13 protein-coding genes and 1 pseudogene are annotated in these 13,750 nt (G+C 69.4%); 7 read left to right on the top strand and 7 right to left on the bottom strand.

Going from position 1 to position 13,750, the window contains the following annotated elements; translation table 11 throughout:
• The first annotated feature begins 70 nt into the window (after nucleotides 1-70).
• The 7 genes from OG299_RS41605 to OG299_RS41635 all read left to right on the top strand — a co-directional run bounded on the left by OG299_RS41605 (nucleotide 71) and on the right by OG299_RS41635 (nucleotide 7,711).
• The gene (locus OG299_RS41605; RefSeq protein ID WP_266636467.1) at nucleotides 71-1,861 is read left to right on the top strand and encodes a 2-isopropylmalate synthase; all 1,791 of its coding nucleotides are present in this window, start codon (nucleotides 71-73) and stop codon (nucleotides 1,859-1,861) included.
• A 64-nt stretch (nucleotides 1,862-1,925) separates the two neighbouring features.
• Entirely contained in the window at nucleotides 1,926-2,579 is a 654-nt protein-coding gene (locus OG299_RS41610; protein ID WP_327364871.1) for a hypothetical protein, read from the top strand.
• An 83-nt stretch (nucleotides 2,580-2,662) separates the two neighbouring features.
• Nucleotides 2,663-4,222 (top strand): amino acid adenylation domain-containing protein, encoded by a 1,560-nt coding sequence (locus tag OG299_RS41615; protein WP_266636463.1) that lies wholly within the window; start codon nucleotides 2,663-2,665, stop codon nucleotides 4,220-4,222.
• A 109-nt stretch (nucleotides 4,223-4,331) separates the two neighbouring features.
• The gene (locus tag OG299_RS41620) at nucleotides 4,332-5,285 is read left to right on the top strand and encodes a chlorinating enzyme (protein ID WP_266636461.1); all 954 of its coding nucleotides are present in this window, start codon (nucleotides 4,332-4,334) and stop codon (nucleotides 5,283-5,285) included.
• A gap of 41 nt (nucleotides 5,286-5,326) precedes the next feature.
• Nucleotides 5,327-5,554: a phosphopantetheine-binding protein gene (locus OG299_RS41625; protein ID WP_266636459.1), complete on the top strand. Its 228-nt coding sequence runs from the start codon at nucleotides 5,327-5,329 to the stop codon at nucleotides 5,552-5,554.
• 136 nt (nucleotides 5,555-5,690) lie between these two features.
• On the top strand, nucleotides 5,691-6,944 hold the full coding sequence (locus tag OG299_RS41630) for an aminotransferase class I/II-fold pyridoxal phosphate-dependent enzyme (RefSeq protein ID WP_266636457.1): 1,254 nt from the start codon (nucleotides 5,691-5,693) through the stop codon (nucleotides 6,942-6,944).
• Between the two features lie 5 nt (nucleotides 6,945-6,949).
• Complete coding sequence (locus tag OG299_RS41635; protein WP_327365006.1) at nucleotides 6,950-7,711, top strand: thioesterase II family protein; 762 nt, start codon at nucleotides 6,950-6,952, stop codon at nucleotides 7,709-7,711.
• Nucleotides 7,712-7,792: 81 nt separating this feature from the next.
• Here the strand turns inward: OG299_RS41635 and OG299_RS41640 are convergent, their stop codons facing one another.
• From OG299_RS41640 to OG299_RS41670, 7 genes and pseudogenes are all read right to left on the bottom strand, one after another.
• Nucleotides 7,793-8,185: a cupin domain-containing protein gene (locus OG299_RS41640; protein ID WP_266636455.1), complete on the bottom strand. Its 393-nt coding sequence runs from the start codon at nucleotides 8,183-8,185 to the stop codon at nucleotides 7,793-7,795.
• 107 nt (nucleotides 8,186-8,292) lie between these two features.
• Nucleotides 8,293-9,321: a 3-isopropylmalate dehydrogenase gene (locus OG299_RS41645; RefSeq protein WP_327365007.1), complete on the bottom strand. Its 1,029-nt coding sequence runs from the start codon at nucleotides 9,319-9,321 to the stop codon at nucleotides 8,293-8,295.
• An 81-nt stretch (nucleotides 9,322-9,402) separates the two neighbouring features.
• Nucleotides 9,403-9,924 (bottom strand): annotated as a pseudogene (leuD, locus tag OG299_RS41650) (3-isopropylmalate dehydratase small subunit); the annotation flags it as partial.
• A 3-nt stretch (nucleotides 9,925-9,927) separates the two neighbouring features.
• Nucleotides 9,928-11,352: a 3-isopropylmalate dehydratase large subunit gene (gene leuC, locus OG299_RS41655; RefSeq protein ID WP_327361551.1), complete on the bottom strand. Its 1,425-nt coding sequence runs from the start codon at nucleotides 11,350-11,352 to the stop codon at nucleotides 9,928-9,930.
• 33 nt (nucleotides 11,353-11,385) lie between these two features.
• Nucleotides 11,386-12,087 carry a 4'-phosphopantetheinyl transferase family protein gene (locus OG299_RS41660; protein ID WP_327364872.1) on the bottom strand — a complete coding sequence of 234 codons (702 nt, stop codon included), beginning with the start codon at nucleotides 12,085-12,087 and terminating at the stop codon, nucleotides 11,386-11,388.
• A gap of 137 nt (nucleotides 12,088-12,224) precedes the next feature.
• Complete coding sequence (locus OG299_RS41665) at nucleotides 12,225-12,797, bottom strand: hypothetical protein (protein WP_327364873.1); 573 nt, start codon at nucleotides 12,795-12,797, stop codon at nucleotides 12,225-12,227.
• On the bottom strand, nucleotides 12,794-13,672 hold the full coding sequence (locus tag OG299_RS41670) for a hypothetical protein (RefSeq protein WP_327364874.1): 879 nt from the start codon (nucleotides 13,670-13,672) through the stop codon (nucleotides 12,794-12,796). The genes OG299_RS41665 and OG299_RS41670 overlap by 4 nt, the downstream gene beginning before the upstream one ends.
• Nucleotides 13,673-13,750: the final 78 nt, after the last annotated feature.

Genomic DNA, 13,750 nt, shown 5'->3' on the forward strand with positions numbered 1-13,750 from the left:
CGACATCAGGTCGAGGAATCCGAACTCGCCGCAGACTGCGCCGTTCTGCAGTTTCCAAGGGAGGCAAGAAATGATCGAGGTTGCACCGGAATCCCTCGCCGTATCGCGGCTGAGGACCCCTGTCGGCCCGCGTCGCGACGACCAGCTGTGGTGGAACACCCAGCGCGGATCGGCGATGCCCTTCCAGCGTTACGAGCGGCTCGGATCCCGTCTCCCGTACGACCTGGCAGACCGCACCTGGCCCGCGAAGTCCCTGGTGAAGGCGCCGCTGTGGGCCTCGGTCGACCTGCGCGACGGGAACCAGTCCCTCAGCAGCCCGATGGACATCGAGCGCAAGAGCCGCATGTTCGACCTCCTCGTCCGCATGGGATTCAAGGACATCGAGGTCGGATACCCGTCGGCCAGCGACGCGGACTTCCTGTTCCTGCGCACTCTGATCGAGCAGGACAAGATTCCCGACGACGTGACGATATCCGTCTTCACGCCGGCCCGGACCGAATTGATCGACCGGACCTTCGAGGCCATCGAAGGCGCGGACCGCGCCATGGTGCACCTCTGCAATGCGACCGCCTGCCTGTGGCGCGAGGTCGTTTTCGGAATGAGCGCGGACGAGGTGCAGCAGATGGCCCTCCGCTCGGCGGAACACATTGCGCGCCGAGCGGACGCGACCAAGGGCACACAGCTGCGGTTCGAGTACTCGCCGGAGACGTTCAACGTCACGGAGCCCGAATACGTGCTCCAGGTGTCGAACGCCATCACCTCGCTGTGGGACGCGAGCGCGGACCGTCCGGTGACGCTGAACCTGCCGACGACGGTGGAGACCGACTCGCCGAACGTGTTCGCCGACCAGGTCGAGTGGATGCACCGCAACCTCGACCGCCGCGACGCGGTCATCCTCTCGGTGCACCCCCACAACGACCGGGGAACCGCGGTCGCCTCCGCGGAACTGGCCGTCATGGCCGGCGCCGACCGCATCGAGGGGACCCTGTTCGGCAACGGCGAGCGCACCGGCAACGTCTGCCTGGCCACGCTGGCGCTCAACCTGTTCAGCCAGGGTGTCGACCCGCAGCTGGACTTCTCCGACATCGACGAGATCCGCAGCACCGTGGAGTTCGCCAACCAGCTGCAGGTTCCTCCCCGGTACCCGTACGGCGGCGACCTCGTGTACACGGCCTTCTCCGGCACCCATCAGGACGCCATCGCCAAGGGCCTGGCCGCAATCGAACGGCAGGCCGCCGAGGCGGGCACCTCCACCACCGAGGTGGCGTGGGACGTCCCCTACCTGCCCATCGACCCCAAGGACGTCGGCCGCACCTACGAGTCGGTGGTCCGGGTCAACAGCCAGTCGGGCAAGGGCGGGGTGGCCCACGTACTCAAGAGCGCCTACGGGCTGGACCTCCCCCGCGGGATGCGGGTGGAGCTGGCCCGCCAGGTGCAGCAGGTGGCCGACGGCGACGGCATCGAGCTCACCTCCCGGGAGCTGCGCGCCATCTTCGCCGACATGTATCTCGAATGCGAGCACCCGTCCCTGCTGCTGAAGGAGTTTCAGCTGACCGGTGACGGGAGCACCGCGACCGTCGAGGCCCTGGTCGTCGACGCCGACGGCCGGGAGGAGCGGCTGACCGGTTCCGGCGAGGACGCGGCCGCCGCCTACGCCGCGGCCCTGGCCGGTGGCGGACTGGCGGTGGAGATCGCCGACACCACGGGTCACGCCCTCACCGACAGCCTCGGCACCAGGTACGCCGCCTACGCGCAGATCAGCCTCGACGGCACGACCGGGTACGGGGCCGCGATCGCCGGCGACGAGGAGAGCGCCCGGCTCGGCGCCATCACCTCGGCCGTCAACCGCGCCCGCGCCTGACCGTCAACCTCCGCCCCGCATCCCGCATCCCGCATCCCGCATCCCGCACTCTGTGAGCTGAGAGATGGACCTCACCTTCATCGAAAGCAAGAAGGACCCCGGCCGAGACTGCTTCGTGTACACGGCGCACAGCGATTTCGACCTGCTGGGCATCGACAGCCTGCGCGGTCGCAGCGACCGGGACCTGTTCGGCTTCCCCCCGGCGGCGCCGGTCGGCGACACGTTCGCCCCGCACACCACCCACATGCTGGTGATGGTCGAGGGCGCTCTGGTCGCCGGCGCGGAACTCGTCGCCTACTCGCCGCTGGGGCTGCCGCTGACCGAGTGGCCCGAGCTGGCGGGCGTGCTGCGGCACAGCGGCCGGCTGGTGCAGTGCCGCCTTCCGGTGGTGCGCCCCGAGTTCGCCGACACGGTCCTGCCGGAGCTTCCCTTCGGCGTCCTCGGAGGCCTGTTCAAGGGCTGTCTGCAGTGGGCGGTGTCGCACGAAGTGAGCGATGTCGTGGTGGAGGTCGCCGACCGGCGGGCCGTGGACAAGCTCACCCAGCTCGGCTTCGCGCCGGCGGAAGGCTCGGGAGCGGGAGGCGCACCCACGGTGTACCGGCTGAACGTCAGCAGCCTCGTGGCCCGCGGCTTCCGTGCCAGCCACCCCTTCTACCGGTACCTGCTCGAGTACGACGAGAGCGTGCTGATCGGCAGGTCGGCCCTCGCCGTCGCCTGAAGGCGCCGGCCCTCCCGCTTCGCCGCACCCCCTCATTCCCCGCATTCCCGCAGTCCAGGACCCTGGACAGGAACGGACCCCGTATGTCCCTCATAGGCAGGCGCCTGGCGCTTCCACACGACCTGCTCGTGCACCGGGTCTTCGAGACCCACGCCCGGCAGCACCCCGACCGGCCCGCGCTGACGTGCGGCGCCGAAGAGCTGAGCTTCGCCGAGCTGAACGCACGGGCCAACCGGTTCGCCCACCACCTCATCGCCCTCGGCGCGGGCCGGGGCTCCGTGATCGGCGTATGCCTGGACCGTACGCCCGAGCTCATGGTCGCGATCCTCGGGACCATGAAGGCCGGCGCCGCCTACGTACCGCTGGACCCGACGTACCCCGCCGAGCGGCTCCGGCTCATGGTTTCCCAAGTCGACGAGATCAAGCTCAACGTGGTCTCGGCCGACACGCGCGCCCTGGTCGCCGGGGCGCCGGGAGACCTCGTCGTCATCGACGAGCTCGGTGGGCAGCTCGACGCCCTGCCCACCACGGATCCGGTCGTCGACCTCTCCAACGACGACCTGTGCTACGTCGTGTTCACCTCCGGCTCCACCGGAACGCCCAAGGCCACCGCCGTGCGCCACGAGGGCTGGTACAACCTCCTCGAGTGGCTGCGGGTCGAGTACGGTCTGGGCAGCGGCTCGAGCGGGCTCACCGTCAGCTCCTTCGGCTTCGACATCAGCCAGCGCGGACTGATGGCGCCGCTGTTCTGCGGTGCCACCCTCCACCTGCTGCCCAGCCGCGTCTTCGACCCGGGCATGGCCTACCGCCTGATCGAGACCCACGGCGTGCGGCAGCTGCACTGCGCGCCGAGCACCTTGTATGTGCTCATCGAGCACGAACAGGCCCTGGGGACCGACGCGCTGACCCGGGTGGGCCACGTCTTCATCGGCGGGGAGCCGCTCACCGTCTCCCGGGTCGAGGACTGGGCCGGCCGGGAAGGCAACTCCTGCGTCCTGCTACACCAGTACGGGGTGGCCGAATGCACGGACGTGGCGACCTCCCACGTGCTCGCGGACTACGCCCGCTACCGGGGCACCGCGACGCCGGTGGGAGAGCCCGTGTACAACACCGAGATCCACCTCCTCGACGACGAGTCGAACGAGGTCCCGGACGGCGAGACCGGAGAGATCTGCATCTCGGGCCTCAGCGTCAGCGCCGGTTACCTCAACGCCTCGCCGGCCGACACCCGGCGGTTCACCGACCGGCACACGGCCGACGGCACCGTCAGGACCTACCGGACCGGTGACCGCGGCTACGTCACCCCGGACGGGGAACTGGTGGTGGTCGGCCGCGTCGATGCCCAGGTCAAGATCCGCGGCATGCGGATGGACCTGGGGGACGTGGAGCACGGGGTCCGGTCCCACCCGCTCGTCGACGACACCGTGGTCCTGGCGGTTGCGGACGACTCGGGCGAGCTGCGTCTGGTGGGCTTCGTACTGCCCGCGGCCGACGGCCTCGACACCCGGGCGCTCTACCGCGACCTGCTCGCCACCCTGCCCCGGAACATGGTGCCGCAGGAGTTCACGGTCCTCGACGCCTTCCCGCTGAACCCGAACGGCAAGACCGACCGGCGGGCCCTGGCAGCCCGGGCCGCCGGCTGACGCAGACCGTCAACGGCCCCACCTGCCCGCTCGCCCACGTCCCCGGCGAGCGCTTCCAGAAACCTTCATTTCCGCACGCGTGGCTCTCGAGCAAAGGAACAGCATCCGCATGACCATCGACCAGCAGCGCCCGACCCCGGCCGCCCAGATCTCCGGCAACGCGATCGTCCCCGAGGACATCAAGGCGAACATCGAGCAGTTCAGCCTCGACGGCTTCACCGGCCCGATCAAGCTGTACGAGCCGGAGGAGGCCGCTGCCCTGATCCGCGAGATCCGGATCAACAACCAGGACGCCTCGCGCGCCCTGTACAAGAACAGCGTCAACTACGACCGGCACTTCGACATCCCGGAGCTCAGCCGGCACATCACCCACCCGACGATCGTCAAGTACCTGACGGCCATCCTCGGCCCGGACGTACTGAACTGGCGCACCGAGTGGTTCCCCAAGTTCCCGGGCGCCAAGGCGACCGAGTGGCACCAGGTGCGCGACTACAGCTACGCCAACGGCAAGCCGCAGCTCCTGCCGACCGAGTCGGACTGGAACGCCTACATCGACATCACCGTCTGGACGACCTTCACGCCGGCCACCAAGGACAGGGCCTGCATGAAGTTCGTGCGCGGTTCGCAGCGCGACTGGATCTTCGACGAGCACAAGGCCACCCAGGCCGGCCGCAGCGCGGACTACGACGTCGCCCACTCCAACACCGGCTTCTTCGGCTACGACTTCGCCGACTTCAAGATCGACCCGAAGTGGGAGCCGCGCCCCGAGGACGTCGTCGAGCTGGAGATGCAGCCGGGCGAGGCCGTCATCTTCACGGCGTCGTGCGTGCACGGCTCCACCCCGAACAACACCGAGCGCGAGACCCGCTTCGCGATCGCCAGCCGGTACGTCCCCACGCACGTGCGCGTCTACCCGGAGCAGGACTCCTTCAGCGCCCACGGTGCGACGTTCGACCTGTCCGAGTACGGCAGCGTCGTCGTGGCCGGTGAGAACCGCTACGAGCACAACCGGATCCGTACCGAGAACAACCACGGCACCCCGTTCGGCTGGACCGCGAGCTGACCCCCTTCTCCTTCCCCCTTCACCGAAAAGGACCACAGAACGTGATTGCAACGAAGATCCACGCCATTTGGAGCCGTGAGCTCAAGCTCGAGCAGTTCGCCGACACGGACGACTTCTTCGACCTCGGCGGGCACTCACTGATCATGACCCGGATCCAGCGCGAGATCCTCTCCGAGCTCGGCATCGAGGTTTCGATGGACCAGCTCTTCCGCAAGTCCACGGTCGCGGCGATCTCCGAGCACATCGAGACGGCCCTCGCGGCCGCCTGATCCAGGGTCCGCTGCCGCCAGACGTTGCTGCGACGCCGGGGACAGGGCTCCACACCCTGTCCCCGGCGTCGCAGCGGTTCCTCTCCCACCACTACAGGAAGATCCCCCAGTGCAGCTATCGAGTCGGGGCCGGCAGATGTCCCGCCTGTCGGGCATCCGCAGCATCATGGAGGACATCGCCGCGGCCGACCGGGACGCGGGCGACGGCGAATGGCTCAACCTCAGCCCGGGCAACCCCTCGCACATCCCCGAGGTCGTCGCGGCCTGGCGCCGCCTCACCCAGGAGGCCCTGGACGACCGGTTCGTCGAGTCCAGCACCCGGTACGGGCCCTCGCGCGGCACCGCCACCCTCGTCGAAGCGATCGTCGACTACTTCAACCTCACCTACGGCTGGTCGATCGGGCCGGAGAACGTGGTCGTGGGGCCCGGCAGCCAAATGCTGTCGTTCATCGCGACCAGCCTGTACACCGGCCCCGACGCGGACGGCGTGCTGCAGCCGCTGGTGCTGCCCCGCCTGCCCGACTACACCGGCTACCAGGGACTCAGCCCGGACCCCGGCAACACGGTCGGCATCGAGCCGTTGATCGTGCCCGAGGGATCCCACTCGTTCCACTACAGCCTGGACACCGAGGCCCTGGCCCGGCAGACCCGCATGGGCATGATGCTGCTGTCCAACCCGGCGAACCCGACCGGCAGCAGCATCGAGGCGTCCGAACTGAAGACGCTGATCGCCACCGCCGAGGAACGCGACGTACCTCTGGTGCTCGACCACGCTTACGGGGAGCCCTTCCCCCAGGTGGTCCGGACCAGGCTCGCCCCCGTGCTGCATTCGCACGTCATCAACCTCTTCACGCTGTCCAAGGCGGGGCTGCCCGGCGAGCGGATCGCCTTCGCGATCGGCCCGGCCGACCTGATCGACCCGATGGTGTCGTTCATCGCCAACACGACACTGCACGCGCCGCAACTGCTCCAGGCCGTCGTCGAACGCTCACTGACGACCCGGGAGATCGACGTGATCTCCGAGCGCCACATCAAGCCCTACTACCAGGCCAAGCGGGCGATGGCCGAGGCCCTGCTCGCCGAATCCCTCCCGGACGACCTGAACTGGCGGCTGCACTCCAGTGACGGGGGGATGTTCTGCTGGCTGTGGATCGACCACGACTGGTTCGACGACCTGACGCTGTACGAGTTCCTCAAGCGCAAGCAGATGTTCATCGTCCCCGGCCGGCACTTCTTCGTCGAGCCGCTGGACACACCGTTCCTCGGCACGCACGGCAAGCGCTGCATCCGACTGAGCCTGAGTCCGGACGAATGGGCCGTCGCCGACGGCATCGTCCGGCTGGGTGAGGCGCTCGAAGAGCTGCGCGCGAGCGCGGGAACCGGAGAGTGACGACCATGGGCAAGTGGCTGCGCCGCCGCGAGGCGCAGGAGACGGCGGTCAGCCGCCTCGTCTGCCTGCCGCACGCGGGCGGCACCGCCGCGTCGTTCGCCGGCTGGGCCGGTCGGCTGCCGGCCGGGGTGGAGCTGATCGCCGTGCAGTACCCGGGCCGGCAGGACAGGCTGGGCGAGGAGCCGATCGGGGACATGGCCACGATGGCCGAGCAGGTGGCGCAGGCGCTGCGGCCCCTGCTGGACCTCCCGATGTTCTTCTTCGGGCACAGCATGGGCACCGGCCTGGCCTACGAGGTCGCCGGCATCCTCGAGCGCGAGGACGACTTCGTGGCGGAACACATCTTCGTGTCCGCGAGGCCGGCGCCCCACCTGATCGACGGGGAGTACCGGCACCGGTTGAGTGACGAGGACCTCGTCGCTGCGATGCGCCGGCTCGGCGGTCCGGACGCGGCGGTGCTCGACCATCCGGAGCTGCTGCCGCTGATCCTCCCGCCCCTGCGGGCGGATCTGGCGCTGCTGGACCGGTATCGGCCCGAGCGGCTGACCCCGCTGCGGGCACCGCTGACCGTGTTCGGCGGCGAGAGCGACGACACGTGCCCGGTCTCCCAGCTGTCCGCCTGGAGCGCGGCCACCACCGCCGACGTGCGGGTGCGGACGTTTCCCGGCGGCCACCACTACCTGCGCGAGTGCGAGGACGACGTGCTCGGAGCGGTCTGCGCGGAGATTCTGGCAGCGCGCCGGGGCCGACAGCCGCTTGATGCATGAACCGTGCGAAATGGCGCCGGGCCCTCGGGAAGATCCCGAGGGCCCGGCGCCATTTCGCATGTGTTCGGGCCGGCGTCGCGCTCAGCCGACGTGGTGTCCGGTGGTTGCGTCGACGTGGTCGGGAATGTCCTCGTGGGTGTCCCCGACCGTCAGCGTGCCCGTGGGTTCGACCATGATGATGTGCGATTCGTCATCGGACTCCGGCTTGTGCTCGATGCCCCGCGGCACGACGTAGGTGTCTCCCTGGTGGAGGGTCACGAAGCGCTCCACCCCGTCTTCCCGCAGGTGGAGGACGAGCCGTCCGGCCGCGACGATGAAGAGCTCGTCGGTGTCCTGGTGGGAGTGCCACAGGTATTCACCGTGGAATTTCGCCACCCGCACGTCGTAGCCGTTGAACTGGGCGACGATGCGAGGACTCCACAGCTCGCTGAAGGAATCGAGAGTCTTCTGGATGTTCACCGGTCCGGTCATCATGTGTTCGTGCTCCTTGAATGCCGCGGTTTCGGACAGGCGTGTGCCGCCCTGGTCGGAGCGACCGGGGCGGCACACGGGGATGGTGGGAGATACGCAACGCGGGCCGGCTAGACGGCGGCCCGCACGGCGAGCGCGTCGCCGATCTCTTCCGTGGTGCGGAAGGTTCCGTCGCGTTCGGCGAGGTCGGCGGTGACGGCGTCTTCGATGCGGGCGGCCTGGGTCTCGTGGCCGAGGTGGCGCAGCAGGAGGGCGACGGAGAGGATCGTGGCGGTCGGGTCGGCCTTGCCGGTGCCGGCGATGTCCGGGGCCGAGCCGTGGACGGGCTCGAACATGGACGGGTAGGTGCCGGTCGGGTTGATGTTCCCGGAGGCGGCGAGGCCGATTCCGCCGGTCACGGCGGCGGCCAGGTCGGTGAGGATGTCGCCGAAGAGGTTGTCCGTGACGATGACGTCGAAGCGCTCGGGCTGGGTGACGAAGAAGATCGTCGCGGCGTCGACGTGCAGGTAGTCGGTGGTGACCTCGGGGTATTCCTGGCCGACCTTGTCGAAGATGTTCTTCCACATGTGGCCCGCGTACACGAGGACGTTGTTCTTGTGGACCAGCGTCAGCTTCTTGCGGGGGCGGGCGTTCGCCCGCTCGTACGCGTCGCGTACGACGCGCTCGACGCCGTAGGCGGTGTTGATGCTGACCTCGGTGGCCACCTCGGCGGGGGTGCCGGTGCGCAGGCTGCCGCCGTTGCCGGTGTATGGGCCCTCGGTGCCCTCGCGGACCACGACGAAGTCGATCTCCGGGCGGCCGGCGAGCGGGGTGGCCGTGTTCGGGAAGAGCTTCGAGGGGCGCAGGTTGATGAAGTGGTCGAACGCGAAGCGGAGCTTGAGCAGCAGGCCGCGCTCCAGGACGCCCGAGGGGACCGACGGGTCGCCGATGGCGCCGAGCAGGATCGCGTCGTGGTGCTTGAGCGCCTCGAGCTCGTCGTCCGGGAGGGTCTCACCGGTGCGGTGCCAGCGCGTGGCGCCGAGGTCGTACTGCTTGGTCTCCAGCTTCACATCCTGGGGCAGGACCGCGGTAAGGACCTTGAGGCCCTGAGCCACGACTTCCTGGCCGATGCCATCACCGGGGATCACCGCGAGGTTGATGACGCGGGGTTCCGGACGGGTCGTGCGTGGCTTGAAGCTGGGTCGGGTGGTTTCGTAGGTGGCGATGTCCGCTTCGTTCTGAAGGGTGAGCGAGATGTCGTCCAGGCCTTCGAGGAGGCGCCAGCGGGCGTTGTCGTCGAGTTCGAACTCGGCCTCGATTCCCGCCGCGCGGACCTGGCGGGCGACGAGGTCGACCGTCACCTCGGCGGTCGGGTCGGCCTCGGTCAGCTCCCACAGCCGGTCGACGGTTTCCTGGGGCAGGACCACGGTGAGCAGGCCGTTCTTCAGCGAGTTGCCGCGGAAGATGTCGGCGAAGCGGGGGGAGATGACGGTCTTGAAGCCGAAGTTCTGCAGGGCCCAGACGGCGTGTTCGCGTGAGGAGCCGGTGCCGAAGTCGGGGCCGGCGATCAGCACGGTCGCGCCCTGGCGCTCGGGGCGGTTCGTGATGAACTCGGGGTCCTTGCGCCAGGCCTCGAAGAGGCCGTCCTCGAATCCGTCACGGGTGATCTTCTTCAGCCAGTGGGCCGGGATGATCTGGTCGGTGTCGACGTTGGAGCGGCGCAGCGGGACGGCCCGGCCGGTGTGGGTGGTGAAGGCTTCCATGGTTCAGACTCCGGCGGTCGCGGTGGCGTCGGACAGGTCGGCGGGCGAGGCCAGATGGCCCAGCACCGCGGTGGCGGCGGCCACCTGCGGGGAGACCAGGTGGGTCCGCCCGCCCTTGCCCTGGCGGCCTTCGAAGTTGCGGTTGGAGGTGGATGCGGAGCGCTCGCCGGGGGCCAGTTGGTCGGGGTTCATGCCCAGGCACATCGAGCAGCCCGCGTGCCGCCATTCGGCGCCGGCCTCGGTGAAGACCTTGTCCAGGCCCTCCTCCATGGCTTGGAGGGCGACGCGGACGGAGCCGGGGACGACCAGCATCCGTACGCCGTCGGCGACTTTGCGGCCCTCGACGATGGAGGCGACGGCGCGCAGGTCCTCGATGCGGCCGTTGGTGCAGGAGCCGACGAAGACGGTGTCGACCTTGATCTCGCGCAGCGGCTGCCCGGCCGTCAACCCCATGTACTCCAGGGCCTTTTCGGCGGCGTGGCGCTCGGATGCGTCCTCGTACGAAGCAGGATCGGGGACGTTCGCGGACAGGGGCGCGCCCTGGCCCGGGTTCGTGCCCCAGGTGACGAACGGCGACAGCGTGGCGCCGTCGATGACGACCTCGGCGTCGAAGACCGCGTCCTCATCGGTGCGCAGGGTCTGCCAGTAGCCGACCGCCGCGTCCCAGTCCGCACCCGTCGGGGCGTGGTCGCGGCCCTTGAGGTAGTCGAAGGTGGTCTGGTCGGGGGCGATCATGCCCGCGCGGGCGCCGGCCTCGATCGACATGTTGCAGATGGTCATGCGGGCTTCCATCGAGAGTTTCTCGATGGCCGCACCGCGGTATTCCAGGATGTAGCCCTGGCCGCCGCCCGTGCCGATCTTCGCGATGATCGCCAGGATCAGGTCCTTGGCGGTGACGCCGTCGGCGAGCTCGCCGGTGACGGTGATCGCCATCGTCTTGGGGCGGGCCAGCGGCAGGGTCTGGGTGGCCAGCACGTGCTCGACCTGGCTGGTGCCGATACCGAAGGCCAGCGCACCGAAAGCACCGTGGGTGGAGGTGTGGGAGTCACCGCAGACCACGGTGGTGCCCGGCTGGGTCAGGCCCAGCTGCGGTCCCACCACGTGGACGACGCCCTGCTCGACATCGCCCAGGGAATGCAGGCGCACGCCGGACTCCGCGCAGTTCCTGCGCAGCGTCTCCAGCTGGGCCCGGGAGACCGGGTCCGCGATCGGCTTGTCGATGTCGAGGGTGGGGGTGTTGTGGTCCTCGGTGGCGATGGTGAGATCGAGCCGCCGGACCTTGCGGCCGGCCTGCCGCAGGCCCTCGAAGGCCTGGGGGCTGGTCACCTCGTGCAGCAGGTGCAGATCGATGAAGAGGAGGTCGGGCTCGCCCTCGGCGCGCCGGACGACATGGTCGTCCCAGACCTTCTCCGCGAGTGTCCTACCCATGATGACGTTCCCCCTGGCTGCTGATCGTTCCTGTCACCTTGCTGACGCTAGGTGAACCCCTCCCCGAGCCGTCCTTGATCGGTCCTCAACCGCCGCGACGGCGACGGCGACGGCGACCGCCGCCGCGTAGCCGTCGGGAACGGACACGTCCCGGACGGTCCAGTCCTGCGGATGCGCCCCGGGGGTGGGGCCCGTGCCCAGGTAGTCGAGGGTGGTACTGCGCGACAGGCCCGCGCCGGTCCCCTTCAGGTACGCCTCCTTCCGGGTCCACGCACGGGTCACCGCGGCGGGCCGCAGATCCGCAGGGAGGGCGGCCAGCTCCGCCGCCTCGTACGGGTGCAGGACCTCGGACACCGAGTCGGCGGTCTCCGCTGCCGGGACGCGTTCGATGTCGACGCCCACGGGCTCGGTGGCGATCGCGATCAGGGCGAAGTCGCCGCTGTGGGACAGGGAGAACCGGACGTCGCCACCGCCCGCAACCTCGGGGCGGCCGTGCGGCCCGCCGCAGCCCGCGCAGGGCCGGCGGGTGAACCGTACGGCCTGCGGCGCCAGCCCCAGGCGCGCACCCAGCAGCCGGCGCAGCGCCACGTGCCCGGCCGCGTAGGTCCACCGGTCCGCCGCGTGGCGCAACGCAGCCAGCCGCTCGAGCTGACCCCCGTCCAACAGGCCGGGAGCCAGGCGCAACGCCCGGCCCCCGGCCCGCCGACCATCGACGAGCCACACGGAAAGGGGCACCGGCGGAGACGCCGGCAACAGGGTCGTTCGGATCATGCGCCGAAGCCAAACCCCTACCGTCCCCAAACCGTCCTCACGCGCACCTTCCGGGTGCGCCCGGGCGGGCTCCGCAGGGACGCGGGGGACCGGCGCCGGCGTTACGCCTTGCAGTCGTACTGCTTGGCGAGATTGTCGACCGCCTCCAGGACCACGGAGCGGGAGGCCGCGACGAGAGCCGTGTCGTCCCAGTTCTCCGCCACGACGACACCGGGTGCGACCTTCAGCGTGACGGTGACGTACTCGGCGCTCGCCTTCATCTCCTTCGGGCACCCGGCAGGGAGCTGGACCTCGCTCTGCCGGGGGCTCACCCACCCCGAACGGCCGCCGGAAAGCCGAGTGGCACCCTGTACGGGATCGTTCAGAGTATCGGTGGGCCGGGCGTCGACGGTGTACTGCGGCCGGTCCGCAGCGCCCCCCTCCGCGCCACGGTTGACGAAGCAGATGGTGGAGAAGACGGGGTCCGCCCCGGACTTTCCGCTCTCGTGCTCGTCAACGGTGAGCCGGCCACCCTTGCCGTCGTACAGCAGACCCGCCGTCGTTTCGGTGAGCATGCCGAGGCAGAGGTTCTGCGCACGCAGTTCCTTCAGGGGGCTGGGCCACAGCTGGACAGCGGCGAGCACCGCCGCCGCAACCACGAGCACGGCCGGCAGCACCAGGTACTTCTTGTTCATGAGCAGCCTGAGATGCGAGCGAGGTTGACAGCGGTTTCGCGCACCACCGCGGCAGCGTTGCGGATTGCCGTGTCCCGGTCCACGATGCCTTTTTTCTCCGCCTGTGAGGGAGCGCTGAGCGTCACGGTGGTGTAGGGCGCCGTCGATCCCATGCGTTGGGCGCAGCCCGCCGGCAGCTGGGCCTCGGCCTTGTCGGGGAGCGTTCTCGCCGTTTGCGTAACGTTGGCGTCCCTCTGCGCCTGCCCCAGGTCGTAGATGACGTCGCCGCGCACGCCGTCGAGGTGGCCGAGTACCGATGCCGACTGCTTGACCCACGCGCGCAGCTGGGGGTCTTGCCGGCGGTTCGAGTCCTCGGGGAAGCTGTTGAGGCCGTCGGCGATGACCACGCTCTGCGAGTGGTGGATGACGCCGAACGCCTTGGGGTCCTCGGCGACGCCGCGGATGACGCGGGTGAGGTCGCCCCGATCGATGTCGAGGTCGTTGAACGTGGTGTGCCCGTCTATGTTCTTGCCGAGGATCTGGTGCACGTCCGAGGCGAAGTCGAGGTGGTTGGAGATGTGCGCGCATGCCTGCAGGAGGGTCTTCACCCGCGTCTCCCAGGTCTTGTTCACCTCCGACAGCGCGGCACCGGCGTCGAAGCCGTCACCCTTCAGGCTGCTCCCGGCACTCTCACTCGCCGCGTTCGCGTGCTTCCCCGCGGGTTCCAGGCCGTCGAAGAGGCCGTGGGCGGCGTGGCCTATCTCGCCGAGATCGTCGTCCTCGACCACGTAGTCGGCCGACCCGCTCGGCGGCGTCGAACCGCCTGTGCTGTCAGCCTGGTCTAACTTCATGGTGACGGCCGCCTTGTCAGCGACCCACTCTTCTTCGAACGACATCGTCGACACCCCCGTGTTGTGGCCGCAAAGCTGCCCCGCCCGCCACGCTAACCGCCAGGAGAAAGCCCGACCACAGGT

It is taken from the genome of Streptomyces sp. NBC_01296 (assembly GCF_035984415.1).
Lineage (GTDB): Bacteria > Actinomycetota > Actinomycetes > Streptomycetales > Streptomycetaceae > Streptomyces.

Bases quoted from the DNA above. Each gene is read 5' to 3' on its own strand.
- OG299_RS41605 (WP_266636467.1), top strand. From the start codon at position 71: ATGATCGAGGTTGCACCGGAATCCCTCGCCGTATCGCGGCTGAGGACC.
- OG299_RS41610 (WP_327364871.1), top strand. From the start codon at position 1,926: ATGGACCTCACCTTCATCGAAAGCAAGAAGGACCCCGGCCGAGACTGC.
- OG299_RS41615 (WP_266636463.1), top strand. From the start codon at position 2,663: ATGTCCCTCATAGGCAGGCGCCTGGCGCTTCCACACGACCTGCTCGTG.
- OG299_RS41620 (WP_266636461.1), top strand. From the start codon at position 4,332: ATGACCATCGACCAGCAGCGCCCGACCCCGGCCGCCCAGATCTCCGGC.
- OG299_RS41630 (WP_266636457.1), top strand. From the start codon at position 5,691: ATGTCCCGCCTGTCGGGCATCCGCAGCATCATGGAGGACATCGCCGCG.
- OG299_RS41635 (WP_327365006.1), top strand. From the start codon at position 6,950: ATGGGCAAGTGGCTGCGCCGCCGCGAGGCGCAGGAGACGGCGGTCAGC.
- OG299_RS41640 (WP_266636455.1), bottom strand. From the start codon at position 8,185: ATGATGACCGGACCGGTGAACATCCAGAAGACTCTCGATTCCTTCAGC.
- leuC (WP_327361551.1), bottom strand. From the start codon at position 11,352: ATGGGTAGGACACTCGCGGAGAAGGTCTGGGACGACCATGTCGTCCGG.
- OG299_RS41665 (WP_327364873.1), bottom strand. From the start codon at position 12,797: ATGAACAAGAAGTACCTGGTGCTGCCGGCCGTGCTCGTGGTTGCGGCG.
- OG299_RS41670 (WP_327364874.1), bottom strand. From the start codon at position 13,672: ATGTCGTTCGAAGAAGAGTGGGTCGCTGACAAGGCGGCCGTCACCATG.